Origin of the sequence: Fundidesulfovibrio terrae (genome assembly GCF_022808915.1) — a bacterium.
GTDB classification, from domain to species: Bacteria; Desulfobacterota; Desulfovibrionia; order Desulfovibrionales; family Desulfovibrionaceae; genus Fundidesulfovibrio; species Fundidesulfovibrio terrae.
Window position 1 is genome coordinate 37396 of sequence record NZ_JAKZFS010000002.1, and the last position, 20270, is coordinate 57665.

The 20270-nt window shown below is 65.6% G+C and carries 15 protein-coding genes; 3 read left to right on the plus strand and 12 right to left on the minus strand.

Annotated elements, in window-relative coordinates:
- Window positions 1-45: 45 nt before the first annotated feature.
- The 5 genes from ML540_RS07375 to ML540_RS07395 all read right to left on the minus strand — a co-directional run bounded on the left by ML540_RS07375 (window position 46) and on the right by ML540_RS07395 (window position 6922).
- Window positions 46-609, minus strand: a complete 564-nt coding sequence (locus tag ML540_RS07375; RefSeq protein ID WP_243359715.1) for a molecular chaperone TorD family protein — start codon at window positions 607-609, stop codon at window positions 46-48.
- A complete protein-coding gene (locus ML540_RS07380) occupies window positions 609-3671 on the minus strand; it encodes a molybdopterin dinucleotide binding domain-containing protein (RefSeq protein ID WP_243359717.1) in 3063 nt (1020 codons plus the stop codon). Before ML540_RS07380 ends, ML540_RS07375 begins: the two co-directional genes overlap by 1 nt.
- Window positions 3668-4645: an NrfD/PsrC family molybdoenzyme membrane anchor subunit gene (gene nrfD / locus ML540_RS07385; protein ID WP_243359718.1), complete on the minus strand. Its 978-nt coding sequence runs from the start codon at window positions 4643-4645 to the stop codon at window positions 3668-3670. The genes ML540_RS07380 and nrfD overlap by 4 nt, the downstream gene beginning before the upstream one ends.
- Window positions 4642-5331 (minus strand): 4Fe-4S dicluster domain-containing protein, encoded by a 690-nt coding sequence (locus tag ML540_RS07390; RefSeq protein WP_243359719.1) that lies wholly within the window; start codon window positions 5329-5331, stop codon window positions 4642-4644. Before ML540_RS07390 ends, nrfD begins: the two co-directional genes overlap by 4 nt.
- Before the next feature lie 202 nt (window positions 5332-5533).
- Window positions 5534-6922: a DegQ family serine endoprotease gene (locus tag ML540_RS07395; protein ID WP_243359720.1), complete on the minus strand. Its 1389-nt coding sequence runs from the start codon at window positions 6920-6922 to the stop codon at window positions 5534-5536.
- Between the two features lie 251 nt (window positions 6923-7173).
- Here ML540_RS07395 and ML540_RS07400 point away from each other — a divergent pair, with 251 nt between their 5' ends.
- Window positions 7174-8310, plus strand: a complete 1137-nt coding sequence (locus tag ML540_RS07400) for an acyltransferase family protein (protein WP_243359721.1) — start codon at window positions 7174-7176, stop codon at window positions 8308-8310.
- On the opposite strand, the gene ML540_RS17780 is transcribed toward ML540_RS07400, so the two are convergent.
- The 7 genes from ML540_RS17780 to ML540_RS07435 all read right to left on the minus strand — a co-directional run bounded on the left by ML540_RS17780 (window position 8304) and on the right by ML540_RS07435 (window position 16479).
- A complete protein-coding gene (locus tag ML540_RS17780; protein ID WP_341482633.1) occupies window positions 8304-9854 on the minus strand; it encodes an ATP-binding protein in 1551 nt (516 codons plus the stop codon). The genes ML540_RS07400 and ML540_RS17780 overlap by 7 nt on opposite strands.
- A gap of 27 nt (window positions 9855-9881) precedes the next feature.
- Complete coding sequence (locus tag ML540_RS07410; protein WP_243359722.1) at window positions 9882-10568, minus strand: winged helix-turn-helix domain-containing protein; 687 nt, start codon at window positions 10566-10568, stop codon at window positions 9882-9884.
- A gap of 3 nt (window positions 10569-10571) precedes the next feature.
- Entirely contained in the window at window positions 10572-12011 is a 1440-nt protein-coding gene (locus ML540_RS07415; protein WP_243359723.1) for a UTP--glucose-1-phosphate uridylyltransferase, read from the minus strand.
- 72 nt (window positions 12012-12083) lie between these two features.
- The gene (locus tag ML540_RS07420; protein WP_243359724.1) at window positions 12084-12956 is read right to left on the minus strand and encodes a DMT family transporter; all 873 of its coding nucleotides are present in this window, start codon (window positions 12954-12956) and stop codon (window positions 12084-12086) included.
- A 196-nt stretch (window positions 12957-13152) separates the two neighbouring features.
- Window positions 13153-15066 (minus strand): NACHT domain-containing protein, encoded by a 1914-nt coding sequence (locus tag ML540_RS07425; protein ID WP_243359726.1) that lies wholly within the window; start codon window positions 15064-15066, stop codon window positions 13153-13155.
- Window positions 15067-15177: 111 nt separating this feature from the next.
- Window positions 15178-16101 (minus strand): AraC family transcriptional regulator, encoded by a 924-nt coding sequence (locus ML540_RS07430; protein WP_243359727.1) that lies wholly within the window; start codon window positions 16099-16101, stop codon window positions 15178-15180.
- A 57-nt stretch (window positions 16102-16158) separates the two neighbouring features.
- Window positions 16159-16479 carry a carboxymuconolactone decarboxylase family protein gene (locus ML540_RS07435; RefSeq protein WP_243359729.1) on the minus strand — a complete coding sequence of 107 codons (321 nt, stop codon included), beginning with the start codon at window positions 16477-16479 and terminating at the stop codon, window positions 16159-16161.
- Window positions 16480-16581: 102 nt separating this feature from the next.
- On the opposite strand from ML540_RS07435, the gene ML540_RS07440 reads away from it, so the two are divergent.
- Both ML540_RS07440 and ML540_RS07445 read left to right on the plus strand, forming a co-directional pair.
- Window positions 16582-17610, plus strand: a complete 1029-nt coding sequence (locus ML540_RS07440; RefSeq protein ID WP_243360843.1) for a sensor domain-containing diguanylate cyclase — start codon at window positions 16582-16584, stop codon at window positions 17608-17610.
- The gene (locus ML540_RS07445) at window positions 17607-20264 is read left to right on the plus strand and encodes a hybrid sensor histidine kinase/response regulator (protein WP_243359731.1); all 2658 of its coding nucleotides are present in this window, start codon (window positions 17607-17609) and stop codon (window positions 20262-20264) included. Before ML540_RS07440 ends, ML540_RS07445 begins: the two co-directional genes overlap by 4 nt.
- Window positions 20265-20270: the final 6 nt, after the last annotated feature.

Sequence of the window (20270 nt, forward strand, 5' to 3'; positions counted from 1 at the left end):
TTTCAGGGGCGTGACGGGAATGGCTGGCGCGGACGGCGTAGCGCGTCAGCTCGCGGAGGGATCGGGCGTCCAGGCGGCCAGGTTTCCGAACAGCCGTCCCAGGGCGCGGAAGGTTTCGCTGCGCGCTTTCCGCTCGAGTTCCATGCCGTAGTCCCCTGCCCAGGGGGCCACGTGGGCGGCGTGGAAGAGCGCGGCCGAGGCGAGCAGTCCCTCCGCCGTTTCGGGGCGGCGGGAGGCCGAGCCGATGAGCGCGCTCACGAAAGCCAGCTCCACCCCTAGGTGGTCCGGGGGAGGGGCGGGACGCCACAGCTGGTCCACGTCAAGCCTGGCGGGATCGAACCCGGCCGCGCGGTAGGCCGCGAGGGCGTCCGCCGCGTGGGGACCACCCAGGCGTTTCTCCCGGAAGGCCGATTCCAGCGGGGGCAGGTAGCGCCCCGACGACGGCACGAAGAACAGCTCGTTCCAGTCCTCCCGGGCAAGCGCCAGCTCTCCCGGCCCCGCTGCGAACTCCAATGCGGCCGCGGCCTGCCCGATCAGTTCTTCCTGGGGGAGCTTGAGCAGGAGGGCCGCTCCCGCGTCGAAAAGGGCTTCGTTCGAAAGTCCCCTCATCATATCTTCACGATCCGCGCGGGCAGGGCGTTGCGCGCGTTGGACCCCACGGCCACGTCGCCCAGGGTGGAGCGCCCCTTCCTGAAGGGGTCTTCCATCCCGAGCATATTCGAGGCCAGCCCGGCCCCGCGAAGCGGGCTGGCGGGCTTCGCCTCGCCGCCGATCTCCACGGCCCGGGCTCCAAGAGCCCAGTGGCCGTAGCCGTGCTCCACGGCAACCACGCCCTCCATGACGCCCCGGCGCACCGTGACCCGGGCCCGGGCGGAGCCGCCCGGAGTCTCCACCAGGACCATGTCCCCGGTGGACAGGCCCAGGCGTTCGGCGTCGGTTGCGCTCACGGCCACTTCGCCCTCGGGGCGGATGGCGTGCAGGCGCTTCGATCCCACGGCCCCGGCGGCCATGAGCTGCGACTTGGTGGAGATCAGGCTGAAGGGCCACTTCTCCAGCGGGTAGAGCTCGCGCAGCGGCGTGCCCTGGCAGAATCCCGGCTCCATCCATGTGCCGGTGCCCTTGAAGCGCTTGCCGGTCATGGAGTTCACGGCGCGGGCCACGGTCTCGTTCCATATCTGCACGGGCTTTTCCCAGCGCGCGGCCAGCAGGTCTCCCTGCCAGCCCTTGTCCACGGGCTCGAAGCGGCCTCCCCGGCTGTAGACCTGGGCGGCGCGCGCCCATTCCTCGGGCGGGAGCACCCGGCGCAGGCTTTCCTCCAGCCGGTCCAGGCCGGTGGCGGCCAGGTCCTCTGGGGTGACCTCCGGCACGGGCGTCGCGTCGAAGGCCATGTTGGCCACGGCCCGGTGGTACCAGTCCTCGGGGCGCTCCAGGGGGTGCAGGCCGCCGTTCTTGTCCTTGATGGCCCCGGGGCCGAAGCCGGGGAGATTCAGGCGTTTGGCCAGGGCGATGAGGAAAGTCTCCATGCACACGGGGTCGCCTTGGGGCGTTTGGGCCACGGGGGGGGCCACGCAGGGCCAGGCGACGCTCGAGACCTTGGCCAGGGGACCGGCCCAGGGCGTGGCGCAGCCGTACCCCTCGTACAGGGCCACGTCGGGCACCACGTAGTCGCACAGGGCGGCGGTCTCGGTCATGAAGGCGTCCACGCAGACCATGAGGGGGATGCGCCTGGGGTCGGCCATGTCCTTGGCGAAGGAGTTCATGAGCCCGGCCTGGCCGTAGACCGGGTTTGTGGCCCAGAACAGGCAGGCCTTGAGCCTGTACGGGTAGCCGTCCAGGGCGGAGGGCAGGTATTCCGACTGCACCGAGTTGGAGAAGGGATACCAGGGCGCGCGGGTGGGGTAGGGGTTCTGCCCGGTTTCCTTCTTGCGGCGGTATTCGGTGGTCTTCTCATACGGGAAGCCCTGGCGCGACAGGCGCACGCCTCCGGGCTTGGCCTTGCCCTGGAAGTTGGCCAGGTCGTAGCGGGGTCCGGGGCCGAAGTCCTTGAACTTGCCCCCGCCGATCCCCGTGCCGCCCTTGCGGTTGAGGTTTCCGGCCAGGGCGTTCAGCAGGGCCACGGCGTAGGCCGTGTAAAAGCCCCCGGAGTGCATGGTGCCGCCGTGGCAGTCGGCGGCGGCGCGTCTGCCGTGGGAGGCGAACTCGTCGGCCAGGGCGATGATGTCCGCCTCGGGCACCCCGCAGGCCTGCGAGTACTCGGCCAGGGTGTGCGAGAGGGCCTCGTCCAGAAGCAGCTGCAGGGCGGTCTTGGCCGGGACGGCCTTGCCCCCCGTCTCCACCCGGCCCTTGAAGTAGATGCGCGCTGGGCCCGTGGCCGTGTCGTGGGGCGCGAGCTGCCCCGTGGCCTCGTCCAGGACCAGCAGGGCGTTTTCGGACGCGTCGGGGAAGCGGTCCCTGGCGCGCAGGAACCGCCCGAAATCGGGGGCCGCCGGATCGGCCGACACCAGGTGCGCCGCGTTGGACCAGGACGCCTCGCCCATGGCCTTGGCGGCCTCGGGTCCGGGGCAGGCCAGGTAGGCCGTGTTGATCTTGCCGGTTTCGAGCATCCGCCGGATCATGCCCATGACCAGCGCCCCGTCCGTGCCGGGGCGGATGGGCACCCAGCGGGTGCGGTCGCTGCAGGAGCGGTTGTCGGAGTTGGTGAGCACCGGGTCCACCACTACCAGCTTCATGCGTCCCTCGGCGCGGGCCTGGGCCACCTTGGCGGCCTGGTACATGAAGGGGTTTCCCGCATTGGCCGGAGCAGAGCCGATGGACAGGTAGAATTCGCAGTGGTCGTAGTCGGGCTTCAGGTGCGGGTATTCCTGGAAGTCCCCCAGCATGGCCGCGTATCCAGCGCGCATGCTGAGCCCGCAGTTGCCCTGGTGGTTGGCCACGTTAACGGTGCCGAAGGCTCCCGCCGCGAAGCGCTGGGCGAAATGCATGCGGCCGTTGGCGTAGCCGAAGATGAAGGCCAGTTGGTTGGCTTTCGAGCCGAACTCTGGGGCCCATGTGTTGAGCGGTTCGCCGGTCAAGAGCGAGGCCAGGCCGTCCACCGGGCCTTCTCCGAAGAGGTCGCCCCCCTGGGAGATCTCCTCCACGAGGCGCTCAAGGCTGATGGGCTCCCATTTGCCCGATCCGCGAGGCCCCACGCGCCTAAGCGGGGTGAGCACCCTGTACGGATCGGTCAGCTTGTCCAGCACTGCATTGCCCCGGCCGCAGGCCGTGGCCCGGCGGGCAAGGCCCCCTTCCTGGTGGCCGGAGAGCTGGCGCACGCTTTCGGCAAGCCCCGCCTCGTAGGCCACGGGCGGTTGCGCGGCCAGAGGGTGGTAGGGATTGCCCGAGACGCGCAGCACGCGCCCGGTCTTGCGGTCAACGCGCACGCGCACGCCGCAGACGGAGGTGCAGCCCACGCAGATGCTCCCGGCCAGGTACTGGTCCGGGTTGAGGGTCACCTGGCCGGTGGCCTTGTCCACCGTGGCCTCCGGGGCAAGCGACGGGGAGGCGGGCGCCTTGCCCGGCTTCAGGGTTGCCTGGACGATGCTTTCGAGCACGGGCTCGTATCCGGCTGCGAAGACGCTGAGCGCGCCTGCCGCGCCCAGGCCCTTGAGAACGTCGCGGCGGGTGATGCTCATGACTGGCCTCCCGCGCGGGCGCTAAGGCCCGGCATGCGGCTGGTCATCAGGGACGCCGCGAACATGAAAAACACCCACAGGGCCATGGGGGCCAGGGCGGTGAGCACACCGGCATGCCCGGCCAGGTGCGGCTCGCCCAAGTTGCGCCCAAGCGACGCGGCCTGCCCGGCGGCGAGTATGCCCACCCGCGCGGCCCAGGCCCCGGCCAGGGCGAACAGGCAGGCCCAGACGAGCCTCGAGTCCGGCTTGCGCGGGAAAAGGGCGGCGGCAAGAAGCAGCGCGCCGCTGCCCCCGGCCAACAGGGCCGTGCCCAGGGGCCAGCCCGGCAGGCCTGGCCAGGCTTCGACCGTGCCCCAGGCGAAAAGGGCGATCCCGGCCACGGCGCAGGCCAGCGCCGCCGCGAGCCGTGGCACGATTCCCGCCACGGTTCCGGACAGGCGGGCCAGCCCCAGGCTCACGGCCATTCCGGCGGCCAGCCCGGACGCAGCCAGGGTGGCGGACGGCCAGGGGCCGGACCACAGGGCGATCCCCACGGCGTGGTCCACCTCGATCCAGGTGTAGGCCACGGCTCCCAGGGCCGCCAGGCAGGCCAGGCGGGCGGACAGGACGCGCTCAGGGGCGTCGCCCTTGAAAATGATCCAGCACTGCGCCAGGCCCACGGCGCAGTGCGCCAGTATGGCCGCCACGCCCCAGGAGAGCGGCGAGGTGGGGTGCACGCGGTAGAGCATGGTGGGGAAGCGCTCCGGCGAGAGCATCTCGGCCACGAGGTTGAGCGGCGCGGCCAGGGCCAGGCCCGTGGCCGCGAACACGGCCCAGGCTCGCAGGTTCCGGGAGTGCCGGAGCTTCAAGGCCTTGGGGATGCATCCGGCCAGCAGGGCCCATGCCCCGGCCTGGATCATGAGCAGGTAGTGCGCGGCGGACAGCTCCCAGACGGGCAGGGCGCGGAACGCGGTGAGTTCGATGGCCGGGTTCATCGGAAGTTCTCCTCGGTGACGCGGATGTGACCGGGGACGCCGGGGGCCTCCAGGGGCAGGGCCTCGGAGGCGGCCAGCCCCACGTAGAAGACCCGGGGCTCGGTCTTGGCCTCGGGCTTGAGCACCCGGACGCCGTCCCCGGCCGATGCCAGAAGCCTGGCCACGGCGCTGTCGGGATCATTCATGTCGCCCACGACGCGGGCCTTGCCGATGCAGGTCTCCACGCAGGCGGGCAGAAGCCCCGCGCCCAGGCGGTGGGCACACAGGGAGCACTTGTCGGCGGTCTTGGCCTGGTGGTTGAGGAAGCGGGCGGCGTAGGGGCAGTTGAGCACGCAGTAGCCGCAGCCCACGCACTTGGCGGGGTCCACCAGCACCAGGCCGTCCTCGCGCTGGAACGTGGCCCCCACCGGGCAGGAGGGCACGCAGGGCGGGCGCTGGCAATGGTTGCACAACCTCGGGGCCAGCACCTTGCGGGGCCTGGCGTCCTGCACGACCTCGAAATCGCCGACGCTGGTGCGCTGCGCTCCGAGCGGCGTGCGGTTCTCCATGGCGCAGGCCACGGTGCAGGCCTGGCAGCCCACGCAGCGCCGCATGTCGATCACCATGGCGTAGCGCACCGGCCTTGGTTGCGGCTCCCCGGACTTCTTGCCGAAGGAGAACATCTCCAGCAGGGACCTGCGATCCATGCGTGTCTCCGATGATAATGTTGTGAAATCGTTCACTTTCGGCATGCGCCGGAATTTTGGATCGGTAGCAGATGGTGACGAGGCTTGCAACCTGGCGGGTCCTGCAAACACCAGCCCCCCCAGGACGGGGGGGCTGATGCGAGGGTGGAGGAGGACCAGGCGGGGGTGGCTGAAGTCCCCGCCCGGCATGGGAGACAGTTGTTTACTGCACGGGAATGGGGCGGAACACGTGCTGTCCCTGGCGCTTGATCAGCACCAGCACCGCGCCGTTGGCCTTTCCTTCCTTGGCGATGATGGCGGCGGCTTCCTGGGGGCTGGTCACGGGACGCTGGTTGATCTCCAGGATCACGTCCCCTTTGCGCATGCCCGCCTCGGCGGCCGGGGAGCCCGCTTCGACTCCCAGCACCAGCAGTCCGCCCACTGGCTTTCCGTTGCGGGGGTCGGTGGGCGACAGAGACATGCCCAGGGTGTCGCCGGCCGGGCTCGCGTTTTCGTCGCCGGACTGGCCGAGTTGCTTCGTGTCGCGTTCCACCAGGGTCACTTTCACCGACTTGGACTGTCCCTTGCGCAGGTAGGTGAGGTTCACCGACGAGCCCGGTGCCATGGCCCCGATGCGGGTGGTCAGGTCGTGGGCGTCGGTGACGGGCTGGCCGTTGACCTCGGTGATGACGTCTCCGGAGGCCAGGCCGGCCTTCTCGGCGGGGCTGCCGGGGTTGACCTGGCTCACCAGGGCGCCCTTGTCCGAGGACAGGCCAAGGGCCTTGGCGGTGTTTTCATCCATGGGCTGTATGGTGACGCCGATCATGCCGCGCTGCACCTTGCCCTTGCTCTTGAGCTGGGCCACCACTTCCTTGGCGATGTTGGAGGGGATGGCGAAGCCGATGCCCTGGCCTGAGGCGATGATGGCCGCGTTGATGCCGATGACCTCGCCGTCCAGGTTGAGCAGCGGCCCGCCTGAGTTGCCGGGGTTGATGGAGGCGTCGGTCTGGATGAAGTCGTCGTAAGGTCCGGCCCCGATGACCCGGCCCTTGGCCGAGACGATGCCCGCCGTGACCGTGTGCGACAGGCCGAAGGGGTTGCCGATGGCCATGACCCAGTCGCCCACGCGCATCTTGCCGGAGTCGCCGAGCTTGAGGAAGGGCAGGTCGTTCCCGTTGTCTATCTTGATGAGCGCCAGGTCGGTGTCGGGGTCCGCGCCGATCACCTTGGCCTGGATGGTCTTTTCGCCCTTCTGGAGCTTCACGTTGACCTTGTCGGCCTTCTCCACCACATGGTTGTTGGTGAGGATGTAGCCGTCGGCCGAGATGAGGAAGCCCGAGCCCAGGGAACGCTGGCGGCGCTGGGGCTGCTGGTTGAAGAACTGGTCGAACTGGTCGAAGAAGTCGTCGAAGGGCGTGCCGCGCGGAATCTGCATGCGGGGCTGACGCTGGGTCTGTTTGGGCGCGGTCTCGGTGAAGATGTTCACCACGGCCGGTCCGGCCTTTTCGGCCAGGTCGGCAAGCTTGGGCATCTCGGCCAGGGCCTGTCCCGCGGCGAAGAGGAGCATGAGCGAGCAGAGGAGTGCGATTCTGACAGGTTTCGTCCGGTGCATGGATACTCTCCTGAAAAGTGAAGCGGAGGCCGCTTCCGTGATGGGAGCAATTAGAACTCGTAAATGACAGGAATGTTTCCCGGAAATGAACAGAAGTTCATTCTGCCCGTCGCCGGGCAGGGAAAGGCTCTGCCTGGGGGGTATCTGGAAGGAGCATCTTCCGGAGGCCCGACCTTGTGGTGACAGAGCAGAGTTACATATAACAACTTTTTATGAGGGACAGTCTCCGCCCGGCGGAGCATGGGGAAGGCATGGCAAGAAATCTCGGGGCAATCTGCGGCGACAAGAACAACAACATGAATCTGATCAGGTTCTGCGCGGCCTCGGCGGTACTGGTCAGCCACAGTTTCGCCCTCGCCACCGGTTCCGCTGCGGCCGAGCCGTTGCGCGGCCTGATCGGGATGACTCCCGGAAGCATGGCGGTGGATGTCTTTTTCGTCCTCAGCGGATTTCTGGTCACCAGGAGCCTTGTGGAACGGGGCAGCATCCTGGCCTTCATCAAGGCGAGAATCTTGCGGATTTATCCGGCGCTCCTCGTGTCCGTGGTGATCACCGTGGCCGTGGCCGGGTTGTTCTTCACGACCCTGGGCGCGAAGGATTTCCTCCTGAACGACAAGACCATCGAGTACCTGAAGTACAATTCGACCATATTCTGGGGCTACGCCTCGTTTCTTCCCGGCGTGTTCGAAGGCAATCCCTTCGGGGCCGGAGTGAACGGATCGTTGTGGACTTTACCCAGGGAAGTGCATCTGTATTACAAGCTCGCCCTGGCCTGGATACTCTTTTCGATCAGCAAGTCCAGGCGGACGTTTGTTTCGATCTTCGTGGTGTGCGTGGCTGTGGGCGGGCTGCCGTACATGCTTCTCAAGGACGGCGGCCGGTTCGTGGAGGGGTCCGACTGGCGGTTGGGGTACCTGTTTTTCTCGGGCGGGGCCTACTACGTACTGCGGAAGTGGATCGCCCTCGACTGGAGGGCCTTCGCCGTGTGCGCGGCGTCCATCGTTCTGGCCTACCACCAGGGGTACTTTTTCCCTGTGTACAGCCTGGTCGTCCCGTACATGGTCCTTTGCCTGGCCTATGCGCCGTCGGGGTTTCTGAAGCACTACAACCGGGCGGGCGACTACTCCTACGGGATGTACATCTATGCGTTCCCGGTCCAGCAGTCCCTGGCGGCGGCGGTTCAGGGCATCGGCGCGTGGGCGCTCATGTTCGCTTCGTTCGCGGTCACGTTGCTGCTGGCGTTCGTCTCCTGGAATATGATCGAGCAGCGCTGCCTGCGCTTCAAGAACGTGCGGATGACGGACGCCCTGCCGGAAGGCCTGCGCACGAGGATCAGGGCGCTCGCCGAATCGGCGGGAGCGTTGCGCTACAGGATGAAAAATTATTGAACGGAGTCGCCCGGCCGCGTCTCGGAAGAGCGCACGCGGCTCGCGGGCGGGAAGGCCACGAGAATTTCAAGGCCCGGGCTTTGCTCCCTAAATTCCAGTTTCGCTCCGTGCAGCCGGGCCACGGCGGCCACCAGCGACAGCCCCAGGCCCGAGCCCGGCGTGCCCCGGCTTTCGTCCAGGCGGTAGAAGCGCTTGAGCACGTTGGCCCGCTCGGCCTCGGGGATGCCGGGGCCGGTGTCGGCCACGGACAGCACGATGCATCCCCCGTTCCCCCCCTGGGCGCCGTTTCCGGCAAGGTTCGCCGTTTCCCCTCCCGCTCCCTTGTCAGTGGCTGCTTCCTGGCCGCGCCCGGGCAAGGCTCCGGGCTGGGCGGGTTTGCGCGAAGCGCATCCGTTTTCCTCGAGGCAGACTCCCACCCGGATGGCCCCCGCCTCGGGCGTGTACTTCACGGCGTTGTCCAGCAGGTTGACCACGGCCTGCGAGAGCAGGTGGCGGTTGCCCCAGACCATGAGGCCGTCCAGGGCGGAAACGGCCAGGGCGATGTTCTTGTCCTCGGCCAGGGGCTCGTAGAGCTCCACCGCGTCGCGCACCAGGACGGACAGGTCCAGCTCCTCGAAGTTGTCGCGCGCGGCGGCGGATTCGGCCCGGGCGATGGTGAGCAGGGCGTTGAAGGTGGCGATGATGGATTCGGCCTGGTCGATGGCTTCCTCCATGGCCTGGCGCTGGGAAACGGTGTCCTGGGGCTCCAGCAGGGCCAGTTCCAGGCGCGAGCGAAGCCGGGTGAGCGGGCTTCGCAGGTCGTGGGCGATGTTGTCCGAGACCTGGCGCACCGTGGCCAGAAGTTCCACGATGCGGTCGAGCATGTCGTTTAAGTTGGCGGCGAGGCGGTCGAACTCGTCGCCCGAGCCTGACAGCGGGATGCGCTTGCCCATGGCTCCGCCCATGATCTCGCGGCTGGCGTCGTTGATCTCGTCCAGGCGGCGCAGGAGCTTCACGCTCATGACGTTGCCCCAGATGAGCCCCATGACGACGGTGATGCATATGCCAGTGGCCATGGCGATGGCCATGATGGCCCGGGCGCGCATCACGTCGGAGAGCTCGCGCCCCACCAGCATGTGGATCTTGCCCATGAGCGTCACCACCCGCACCCTGGCCTGCAGCGGCTTGGGATCGTCGGCGGCGGTGACGGGGATGGTGTGCCACTCGGGGTAGCCCTTGGGTTCGATTCCGGGCGGCCACTGGCGCATGTTGCCAGCCAGATAGTGCATCTCGCGGTCCACCAGCAGGTAGATGTTGGAGCGCGACGCCTCGTTGCGCTGGCGGCTGGAGATCTGCATGGAGAGTGCGGCCAGGCCGCGTTCGTCGTACTGCTCCACCAGGCTCCACACCTCGGACTCGATGATGTCGTCGGTCTGGCCCAGCATGAAGGTCACGGCCGCCCACCAGATGAAGCCGAAGACCACCGTGGCGGACACGGCGAACAGCGCCACATACCACAGGGCCAGGCGGAAGCTGAAGGTCTTGAGTACCTTGGGACGGATCACGCGGGGCCAGCCTCACGCGGGCGGATGTCAGGAGCCGTCGGACGGGTCACGGAGCATGTATCCCGCCCCGCGCACGGTGTGGAGCAGGGGCTTGTCGAAGTCCTTGTCGATCTTGCCCCGGAGCCTGGAGACGTGCACGTCGATAACGTTGGTCTGGGGGTCGAAGGCGTAGTCCCAGACGCGCTCCAGGAGCATGGTGCGGGTGACCACCTGCCCGGCGTGGCGCATGAAGTATTCCAGCAGGGAGAATTCCTTGGGCTTCAAGTCGATGGGCTTGCCGGAGCGCTTCACGGTGCGCGCGGTGAGGTCCAGTTCCAGGTCGGCCACGGCGAGCACGGTGAGGGGCTTCTCGGCCCGGCCGCGGCGTCCCAGAGCCTCCACCCGGGCCATGAGCTCGGCGAAGGCGAAGGGTTTGGTCAGGTAGTCGTCGCCGCCCGCCCGCAGCCCCTCCACGCGCGCGTCCACGTCCGACAGGGCCGAGAGCACAAGCACGGGAGTGGTGTCCCCGGCGGCGCGCACGGCCTTGAGGATGGACAGCCCGTCCAGGCCCGGGAGCATGCGGTCCAGAATGATCACGTCGTAGCCGCCCGCCGTGGCCCGAAACAGGCCTTCGCGGCCGTCGGCCACGTGGTCCACGCCCACGCCGTGTTCCTTGAGGCCCTTCGTCAGGTAGGACGCGGCCTGGGGGTCGTCCTCGACCAGGAGGATTCGCATGGCCTAGAGCCTCACTTCTCCCGAGAGTTCGGTGCCTTCGCGCACCACCGCCTGCTTGCCCGTTTCGTTGATCACGTGGACCTTGCCCGTGGCCTTCACCCCGGCCTCGAAGAGCACGTCGCCCCTCACTGTCAGGCTCTCGCAGTGAATCAGCGACGGCGCCCCCTGGGGGAAGCGGGCCGTGAAATCATCGATCTTCTTGTAGAATTTGGAATCCAGGTGGACCACCGGCATGGAGCCTTCGCGGTTGGGCGAGGGCACCACGGTCTTCTCCGGGCTCACCTCGTAGCAGTCGGACATGACCACCAAAAGGTCCGCGGTGGTCTTGACCGGGGCGAAGCGGGTGCGCGGCACCTTCACCGCCAGGGCGCTCTCGAAGGCGGAGATGGCCGAGCCCATGGCGGTCTCGATCTGTATGACCGCCGGGGACTTGGGATCGCGCGGGTCCAGGGTCTTGGGGTTCAGGATGAGGTCCAGGGGCATCATGCCGTTGGCCACGAAGACCTTTTCCATGGCCCGCAGGTCGATCCACAGGGAGTTGGTGTTGAAGAAGCGGTGCTTGGTGATGTCCTGGAAGGCGTCCAGGTCGCGCTCCAGGCACTGGGCGATCTCGCGCAGCACCATGCGCCCGTTGGTGCGAAGCCTGGCCAGGTGGCCGCCCTTGCGGTCCGAGGCGGTGCGTCCGGCCACTTCCATCAGGAACGGCGCGCCCTCCTTGACCATGTAGCCCAGCAGCCGCTCGTCCATCACCGCGCCCAGGTTGTCGGAGTTGGCGATGAAGGCGTAGTGGTAGCCCCGCTCCAGGAGCTTGCGCAGCACCTTGGAGGTCACGAGCGCCGTGTACAGGTCGCCGTGTCCCGGCGGGTTCCATTCCAGCTCCGGGTTGCCGGGCCAGACGGCGGGGGAGAGGTCCTTGTGCAGGATCTTGGGGTAGCGGTGCTGCAAAAAGGCCAGGGGCATGCCGCCGGGGCCGTTGTCGAAGCCCTCCACCTTGAGCATTGTGTCCAGGTGGGTCTTGAAGCTGTTCATGAACAGAAGCGGGATGGGCTTGCCGTGCTTCTCGCGCAGCGCGCGCATCTGGGCCAGGATCAGGTCCAGGAAGCTCATGTGGTCCTTGACCGTGATGAGGCTTTTGGCCTTTTCCAGGCCCATGGAGGTGCCCAGGCCGCCGTTCAGCTTGATGACCACGGCGTGGGGCATGGCCTGGCGGCCCACCTCGGCGTAGGAGGCCAGGGTGTCGTACTCCGGGACTTCGTGGTCGGTGAGCGGCAGGAGGTCGTCCTCGGGCAGCTTGCCCTGGGCGCCGTAGAGCAGTCTCGAGAAATAGCACTTGAAGATATTGATGACGATGGGGGGGATGCCCTGCTCTTCCATCTTGAGTCCGAAGGGGCGGAACATCTCGATCATCTGGGGATCGGCGGTCTTCATGCAGTCCATGATCATGGGGGCGGTCCTCGCGATGCCGTAGTGAATCGTCCGAAACTTCCCCCCGTGTGCGTGAAATGCCCCCTCGCGTCAAGCTCCGGGGCGGGCCGACGCGTACACCGAGGCCAGGATGAGCCCGCCCCCGGCCATCTGGCCGATCCCGACGCTCTCCCCCAGCACCAGGGCCGCCCCGGCCACGGCCACCACGGGCACGGCGTTGATGAAAAGCGCCGCCGTGGCCGCGGGAACCCGCGACAGGGCGAAGTTGTAGGCCAAAAATGCCCCCACCGTTGCGAAGATGCCGAGCCCGGCCACGGCCGCAAGGGCCGCCAGGGGCACCGCGTCCCAACGGGGCACGTCCGAAAGGAAGAACGGCAGGAAGAACACGGCTCCCCAGAACATCTGCAGCATCGTCAGGTCCACGGGCGAGACGCTCTCGCACAGCCGGGACGTGGCCACCATGTATACCGAGGCCGAGGACACGGCCCCGAGCATCATGGCGTCGCCCGCGTTGACCGGGCCGCCTCCTCCGCCCACCAGGAGGACCACTCCCGCAAGCGAGGCGGCCACTCCGGCCACGCTGCGCGTTCCGGGAAAGACGCGCGAGGCCAGGCTGGACAGGGCCAGCACCATCATGGGGATGGCCGCCGCGATGAGCGAGGCGTTGGTGGCCGTGGTCAGGCGCAACCCCAGGATCTCCAGGGCGAAGTAGCAGCCGGGAAAGAGAATGCAGATGGCCAGCACCTTGGCGTGGCCGGTGAGCGAGAGCCGGGGCAGGCCCCGGCGCGCGGCCAGGGGCAGGAGCAGCACGAAGGCCAGGGCGAAGCGCAAAAAGAGCACCGCGAAGGGAGAGAGGCTTTGCAGGGCTATCTTGGAGGCGGTGAAGGAAAGTCCCCAGAACAGGACGCTGGCGCAAAGGGCCAGATAGGCTGGCAGGTAGGCAGCGGAGCGGCCGCGAAGCATGGCGTGATCCCCCTGGATGAGTGGTGGTTGCGGCCGCCGGTCGGCGGCGCGGGGGCAGGGATAGCCCGGCGCAGGGGGGATTTCTTGGACGAAATTGCGCAAAGGGTGGGCAAGGGAGGGCTGGCGACTTGCTCACTTTCATGCAAACTTAGTAAGTTAAATTCTAAAAAGAATCGTCTTATTAGAAGAGTATTTGTTAATCACATGTTCCGTCGCGAAAAAAAGGAATCCAAACTTTTCTCATATACGGTGTTCCGAATACATCGCTATGCTCAGACAAGCATTCAATTCTTTCGGACAAAAAGTGAAATTTTTTGTCGAATCCATCGAGTCCGGCAGAACCAATGAAAGGAAGAAAACGCGCTATTTTTAGAGGCCAATCTTCACCACAAATTATACTTAAAATACGGCCGCATCTAGATGAAACACGAGACCAGTCGAAGTCCCTGCGCATCGCAGCGCTCAGTAGCAAGATTCTGTCAAATTCTATTCCTGGAAATCTAGTCAATGCTTTTGATACAATATAGGTGCCGAAACTATGGGCCACAACAGCAATTTGTGGTTTGACCGCAAATCTAGAAATAGTGTTGTTGTAAAACTGATGAAATTGCCCGACCCACTTCCTTCTAGAAAAAGGGTCTATTATGCCGAGCCTCGCGTCGCCATAATCCCACGGCATATACAAAAACCTATGCCCGTCTGTGGCGAACGTTAACTCGAAGCCCAGATCGTTTTTCCATGTGCCGCGAGTGTTGATCCCGTGTACTGCGAAAACGAGGATGTCTGGCCGTTCAGATGCATATTTAGATGTGAAGCTGTCAACCGCTTTGGCTGCTAGAGCAATATTTTTTGTTTCTTGGTTTCCGATAACTAAATCTGTAGGCATGCGGTCCAAGAGTACGTCGCCGCATATCTCCATAATTGTATCGGAAAGTTTCGAGCCAAGAATGTCAAAAAACATCGATAGTTCAGTTGTTGAAAGTAATGCGGTGAGAATTCGCACAACCTCTCGGAAGACAGGTTTCTTGAGAATTGTTGAAAAAAGAGGTTTCGCATCAATTTCGGTGTTAACGCCAGGATTATGTATTTGTTCTTTTAAGTATAAGGCGGCATGTGTTTCATGGGCCGTTAAGTGGAAGAACCTGAGGCGGTCATGCTCCTGTATAAGCATGCCGGAGTCGAGAAGAATATTGATAAGTAGCTCAACGTCACTTTTATTTGCTACAAATTCCTGGCATATTTTTGTTGCTTCTTCATGAGGGATAAGGCGATCTCCGTTCATTAACATTTTGTATGCAAGTGCACTGAGGGCGCTTTCGACTGTTTTTGGATCAATTCTCGCCGGGATGAGTGATTTTGTGTGGTCACGCCAAGTGGAGTATCTTAGCATCTCAGAAAACAAGTATTGCCTCGTGCCAACTCCATATTTGTGAGCGTTCCTGATTGTTATTAAGAACAAAGGGTGCCTTGCTAAGTTCATGAGTTTTTTGTCCGATTCAATAGATGCAAGCAGCCGTTCATGGTCGGGTACTTCTTGTAAGAAACGAACAATCTGTTCGTTTGTTAGGAGTGGGATTTCTGCTGATTGCCATCCACGAGTAGTGAGCAAGTGGGTATTGTACCCGTGACGAGAGGTGATAATAATTATGCTGTCAGTGTATTTTGAGTCGATACCAAGTATTTCGCGCATTGCTTTGTCAGAGAAGAGTGGTGTCAACTCGTCAAAGCCGTCAAATAAAAACAGCAAGGAATTTGGAGCTGTTTTTGTTGATAGGATGTCGAAATTCAAGTTTGATTCAAAGCGCGCAATAGATGCATCCAGCAGGTCAGACAGTGAGCTGCTATAATTTCTTAGTGAAACAAATATCGGGATGATTCCGTGCTTTTTGACTGCTTCATAAGCAAGCATGTCTAAACTTGTCGTCTTCCCCGTGCCGGGGCCACCAAGCAAAACAAGGCGTGTGCATGGTTGAAATATTTGATCCTGCGATAATCCAATTAAATTCTCGAAGGTTGGGTAGCCAGGTAGGTTTTGATAGGGGCGCGTACCGGAGGAATAGTATTTGCCAACGGCCACAACATATTTATGCAAGTCAGGTGTTTCATCCATCAAGCAGGCCCCTATAAAAGACATTGAACGTCGAAATTAATACAAAAGTTGTTGGTTGTGGCTTGGTCTTGCGTGTGAAATTAACTTTACTTTTTACACCCCGAATTCCCCTCACCTCCTCGACCCCAACATATACTGCCTGGGCGTGGCCCCGGTGTAGCGCCGGAACACCCGGTTCAGGTGGCTCTGGTCCGCGAACCCGGCCTCGGCCGACACCTGGGCAATGGGCGTTCCCCCCGCCAGCATCCGCTTGGCCAGCTCCACGCGCAGCTGGTTCTGGTAGGCGTGGGGCGTCACGGCGTATGCCTCGCGGAACACGCGCGGCAGATGGCAGGCCGAGACCCCGCAGGCCGCCGCCATCTCGCTCAGGCTGATCCTGTCCGTTGCCCTGGCCGCGATCATGCGCGCGGCAAGCGTCGCCGCGCGGCGTTCGGCCCTGGGCGGTCCGCCCGAAAGCCTGACCGTCTCCCGGCAGGTGAAGAGCTTCTCTAAGGCGTCTTCCAGCAGGGCCAGCTTCTCAGCCCCCGAAGCGCCCTGGTCCTGGGCGCGGCCGAAACGCAGGAAGGCCTGGGCCGCGTCTCCGTCGTCCAGCACGGCCGGGACCGCCGGGTCGAACGCCAGCGCCTCCCCGCAGCCGGGGAGTCCGGCATGGTCCCGGGCGTCGGGTCGGGCCGGGCCGCCGGGCGGATCGTCCGGCCCTGCCGGAGCCGTCAAGCGGCTTCGGGCGCGGGCCAATTGGCCCTCGAACCAGCCCCGCTCCAGGTAGAACTTGCGGTACTTGAGCGTCTGGCCGGGCTGCGGATTGCAGGCGTGGGGCTCGCCCGGCGGAAAAAAGACCGCCGCGCCCGGGCCCATGAGCCACTGCCCACCACGGCAGCCGAGCAGCGTGGCCCCTTCCTGCACCACGGACACGGAGTAGGTCTCGTGGGTGTGGGTGCCGAAGGGGCTTCCGGCGATGCGCGTATCGCGCGACTCCACGAACGGCAGGTCCGGGTCGCGCAGGAATGCGGTGTGGCTTCTGGGGGCGGCGTCCATGCGGGATGTCTCGATGCGGCCGCCGGGCCCTTCATCCCGGCCGGCGGCCGCGCGGTCCTAGTCGTTCTCGAGATTCTTGCGCACCCAGCTCATGGCCGCGGCCACGGTGGGGAAACCGATGGTGCAGGTCAGGCCCATGAGGGCGTGGTAGACTTCCTCCAGGCTGGCCCCTGCGGCCATGATCCGGCGGGCGTGGGACAGCACGGACCCTTCAGAGTGCGAAGCGGCGGCCGCGCCCAACTGCACGAAAAGAAGGGTCTTTTCATCCAGCGGACCGGTGTCGCGCACGGCTTTGCCCAGGGTTTCCACCGCCTCGATGTAGGCGGGGTGCTTGGCGCGCATGATCTCGTAGTGCTTGGGCTTGAGTTCGGTTTTCATGGGGTCTCCCGTATGGATGGGGCTGGTTGGGGTTGGCGGAATGTTCCGTCGTCCCGAGCCACGTGTTGACGGCGGCAGCGGCTTGGAGCAAACGTGAAGAACATGAGCGAAGCGTGCAGGAACTCGGAAGAACTCCTGGCCGAAATCGGCGAACTGAGGCTTAGGGCCGAAAGGCTCGAGCATGCCTGGTCCGCTGTCCGGGAGTCCGAGGAACGCTACCGCAAGCTCCTGGAGACGGTAACCGACTACGTCTACACCGTAAAGGTGGAGAACGGCAAAGCGGCCGCCACCACCCACGGCGCCGGGTGCATCCGGCTCACGGGCTACGGCGCCGCCGAATTCGCGGACGACCCCATGCTGTGGTACCGCATGGTCCACGAGGAGGACCGCGCGGCCGTGGTGGAGCAGGCCCAGCGCCTGCTGCGCGGTGAGGACTGCCCGCCCCTGGAGCACCGCATCCTGCACAAGGACGGCGGCGTCCGCTGGGTGCGCAACACGCCGGTCATCCGCCGCGACGCTTTCGGGCGGGTGGTGTTCTACGACGGCATCATCCAGGACATCACCGGAGCTAAGGACATGGAGGAGAAGGCCCATCACGCCTCGCTCCACGACCCGCTCACCGGGCTGGCCAACCGCCTGCTGCTCATGGACAGGCTCTCGCGAGTGCTGGAGTCGGCCCGGCGAGAGGGCGTCAAGGTGGCGGTGCTTTTCCTGGACCTGGACAATTTCAAGGCCGTGAACGACCGCCTGGGCCACGCAGTGGGCGACAAGGTGCTCAAGGAAGCGGCCGGGCGGGTGTCCGAGTCCGTGCGCGCCTCGGACACGGTGGCCCGCGTGGGCGGGGACGAGTTCGTGGTGGTGCTGCCCAGCCAGAAGGGCGAGTCCGGCGCGGCCGAGGTGGCCCGCAAGATCATACACACCCTGGGCCGTCCCTACGCGAGCCTGGACGGGGAGAAGGGCCCGGGCGGCAGCGTGGGCATAAGCATCTATCCCGACGACGGCCAGGATCCCTGGGAGCTCATCAACAAAGCCGACGAGGCCATGTATTTCGTGAAGAACCACATCCGTTCCAGTTTCGCGTTCCATTCCAGCCTGACCCGCCGGGCCGGCCCCGGACCCCACGATTCATGAAAGACACCGCCAGCCTTTTTCCCCCGGAATTCGGGCATGTCATGAGCTTCGGGCCCGCGGTGATCTACACCGTGGACCCCAAGACCATGCGCACCCTCACCGTGAGCGCCAACGTGCAGCGCGAACTGGGCTACACCCAGGAGGAATACCTCGCCCCTCCGGGACTGTGGCGCACCCTGCTGCACCCGTCCGACGCGCCCAGGGTGTTCGCGTCCTTCGAGCGGCTCTTCGCCACGGGCGAGCTGAGCCTGGAATACCGCCTGCGCCGCAAGGACGGACAGTGGCGGTGGGTGCGCGATTCGGTGGTCCTTCGCCGGGGACCGGACGGCGAACCGTTGGAGATAGTGGGTTGTGCCTACGACATCGAGGACCGCAAACGCCTGAAGAGGGCCCGCCAGCGCGAACAGGGCCTTTTCGAGGCCATGTTTCGCAGGCACGTGGCGATCATGCTGCTGCTGGATCCCGTGTCCCTGGAGATCCTGGACGCCAACGACGCGGCGGTGAGCTACTACGGCTGGGACGCGGACGCCCTGCGTTCCATGAATTTCCGCCAGATCTGCCAGGATGGGCCGCAATGCCACCTGGCGGTGGTGGAGCAGTGCCGGGACATCGGCTGCCGGGTGGCGGTGTGTCGCCACCTGCGGGCGAACGGCGAGATCAGCGACATGGACATCCGCATCAGCCGCATCGAGGTGGGCGAGCGCACCGTGCTGTTCGCCGTCATGAGCGACATCACCGCGAGCATGCGCGCCCAGCGCGCCCTGAAGGAGTCCGAGGCCAGGCTTCGCAGCATCACCGAAAACGCCCGCGAGGGAGTCTTCCAGTCTACCATGGAGGGGCGTTTCGTATGGGCCAACCCGGCCCTGGCCCGCATGCTCGGCTACGCCAGTCCCGAGGAGCTGGTGGCCTCCATCACAGACATCGGCAGCCAGCTCTACGCCGAACCCGGGGCGCGAGCCCGGCTGATAGCCGTGCTGCTGGAGCGGGGCTCGGTGGACCGTTACGAGATCCGCCTGCGCCACCGCGACGGCCATGGGATATGGGTCGCGGCCAACACCTGGCTCGTCCGGGAGGATGGGGGGCGCAAGCGCCTCGAAGGCGTCCTGGAGGACATCACCGCCCGCAAGAAGGCCGAGTCCGAACGCATGCTCCTGGCCACGGCCGTGGAGCAGGCCGTGGAAGGCGTGGCCATCGTCACGGGCGGCACCTGGGCCGTGGAGTACGCCAATCCGGCCTTCGGGCGCATCACGGGGCTTGAGCGCCTGGACATCCTGGGGCGGTATTTTTTCGATCTGTTCGCACATTCCAGGCCGCCCCTGCCGGCGCGCGACATCCAGCAGGCCCTGGGCGCCGGGCAGGAATGGACCGGGCCCATCAAGGACGGCAAGTCCTCCGGCCGGCCCATGTCCGCAGAGGCGGTCTTTTCGCCCATACGCGACGAATCCGGACGGGTGTGCAACGCCGTCGTGCTCCTGCGCGACGTGGCCTCCCACGACCGGCTGGAAAAACGCCTGCGCCGCGCCCAGAAGCTCGAGGCCGTGGGCACCCTGGCCGGAGGCATCGCCCACGACTTCAACAATATCCTCACTCCCATCCTGCTCAACGCCGAGGTGGGCATGCAGCTTCTGAATCCGGGCGACATCCTGCGCAGGCCTCTGGAGGAGATCCTGCAGGCCGGGGGGCGCGCCCGCCAGCTCATCAAGCAGATCCTGGTCTTCAGCCGGCGCGGCGACCTGCGCGCGGCGCGCATCGAGCTGGGCCCCATCGTCCGGGAGGCCCTGCGCCTGCTGCGGCCCGGGCTGCCCCCCGACGTGGACGCCCGCATGGACCCGGGAGAGGAGCCCCTGGAGATCCTGGCCGACCCGAGCCTGGTGCACCAAATGGTCATCAACCTGGCCGACAACGCCGTGCACTCCATGCAAGGCAAGGGGGGCACGCTCACCATCGGGCTGACCCGGCGCGAGGTGACTCCGGGGGGCGGTCCCTCGGGCCGCGCGCTCGTTCCCGGCGGCTACGCCGTGCTGAGCGTGGCCGACACCGGGCACGGCATGGACAAGGCCCTCATGGAACGCATCTTCACGCCCTTCTTCACCACCAAGCGCCCGGGCGAGGGCACGGGCATGGGCTTGTCCACGGTGCACGGCACCGTGCGGTCGCTGGGGGGAGGCGTGTTCGTGGAGAGCGAGTTGGGCAAGGGGAGCCGGTTCGAGGTGTACCTGCCCCTGGCCGGGCCGGGGCCGGCCGGCAAACTGCCCTCGGACGGGCGGCGGGTCCTGGTGGTGGACACCCAGGCGTTCTCGCGCCGGGCCCTGGCCATGACCCTGAGCGAACTCGGCTACAAGGCCACCATGATGCGCGACGCCGCCAAGGCGCTCAGCGCCTTCTCCCGGGTGGGGGACCGCTTTGACGCGGTCCTGGCCGGGGAGGATCTGCATGGCATGTCCGGGCGCTCCTTCCTGGAATCCTGCCGGGGGATGCGCCCCGGCGTCCGGCTGGTGCTGCTCACGGACCGGGACGAATCGGGAACCCTCACCGGCGGGGCGGACCTTGTGCTGCAGAAGCCGGTGAGCGCGCTCGCCCTGGCCGGAGCCCTCGCGGACCAGCCCTCCGTGGCTTCGGAGGCGCGGGAGGTCGCCGGTTCCGTCCGGGCCTGATCCGCG

Excerpts from the sequence above, each read along its gene's own strand:
- ML540_RS07410 (WP_243359722.1), bottom strand. The coding sequence starts at position 10,568 with ATGCGAATCCTCCTGGTCGAGGACGACCCCCAGGCCGCGTCCTACCTG.
- ML540_RS07395 (WP_243359720.1), bottom strand. The coding sequence starts at position 6,922 with ATGCACCGGACGAAACCTGTCAGAATCGCACTCCTCTGCTCGCTCATG.
- ML540_RS07400 (WP_243359721.1), top strand. The coding sequence starts at position 7,174 with ATGGCAAGAAATCTCGGGGCAATCTGCGGCGACAAGAACAACAACATG.
- ML540_RS07380 (WP_243359717.1), bottom strand. The coding sequence starts at position 3,671 with ATGAGCATCACCCGCCGCGACGTTCTCAAGGGCCTGGGCGCGGCAGGC.
- ML540_RS07415 (WP_243359723.1), bottom strand. The coding sequence starts at position 12,011 with ATGATCATGGACTGCATGAAGACCGCCGATCCCCAGATGATCGAGATG.
- ML540_RS07420 (WP_243359724.1), bottom strand. The coding sequence starts at position 12,956 with ATGCTTCGCGGCCGCTCCGCTGCCTACCTGCCAGCCTATCTGGCCCTT.
- ML540_RS07390 (WP_243359719.1), bottom strand. The coding sequence starts at position 5,331 with ATGGATCGCAGGTCCCTGCTGGAGATGTTCTCCTTCGGCAAGAAGTCC.
- ML540_RS07440 (WP_243360843.1), top strand. The coding sequence starts at position 16,582 with ATGAGCGAAGCGTGCAGGAACTCGGAAGAACTCCTGGCCGAAATCGGC.
- ML540_RS07445 (WP_243359731.1), top strand. The coding sequence starts at position 17,607 with ATGAAAGACACCGCCAGCCTTTTTCCCCCGGAATTCGGGCATGTCATG.
- ML540_RS07430 (WP_243359727.1), bottom strand. The coding sequence starts at position 16,101 with ATGGACGCCGCCCCCAGAAGCCACACCGCATTCCTGCGCGACCCGGAC.
- nrfD (WP_243359718.1), bottom strand. The coding sequence starts at position 4,645 with ATGAACCCGGCCATCGAACTCACCGCGTTCCGCGCCCTGCCCGTCTGG.
- ML540_RS07375 (WP_243359715.1), bottom strand. The coding sequence starts at position 609 with ATGAGGGGACTTTCGAACGAAGCCCTTTTCGACGCGGGAGCGGCCCTC.
- ML540_RS07425 (WP_243359726.1), bottom strand. The coding sequence starts at position 15,066 with ATGGATGAAACACCTGACTTGCATAAATATGTTGTGGCCGTTGGCAAA.
- ML540_RS07435 (WP_243359729.1), bottom strand. The coding sequence starts at position 16,479 with ATGAAAACCGAACTCAAGCCCAAGCACTACGAGATCATGCGCGCCAAG.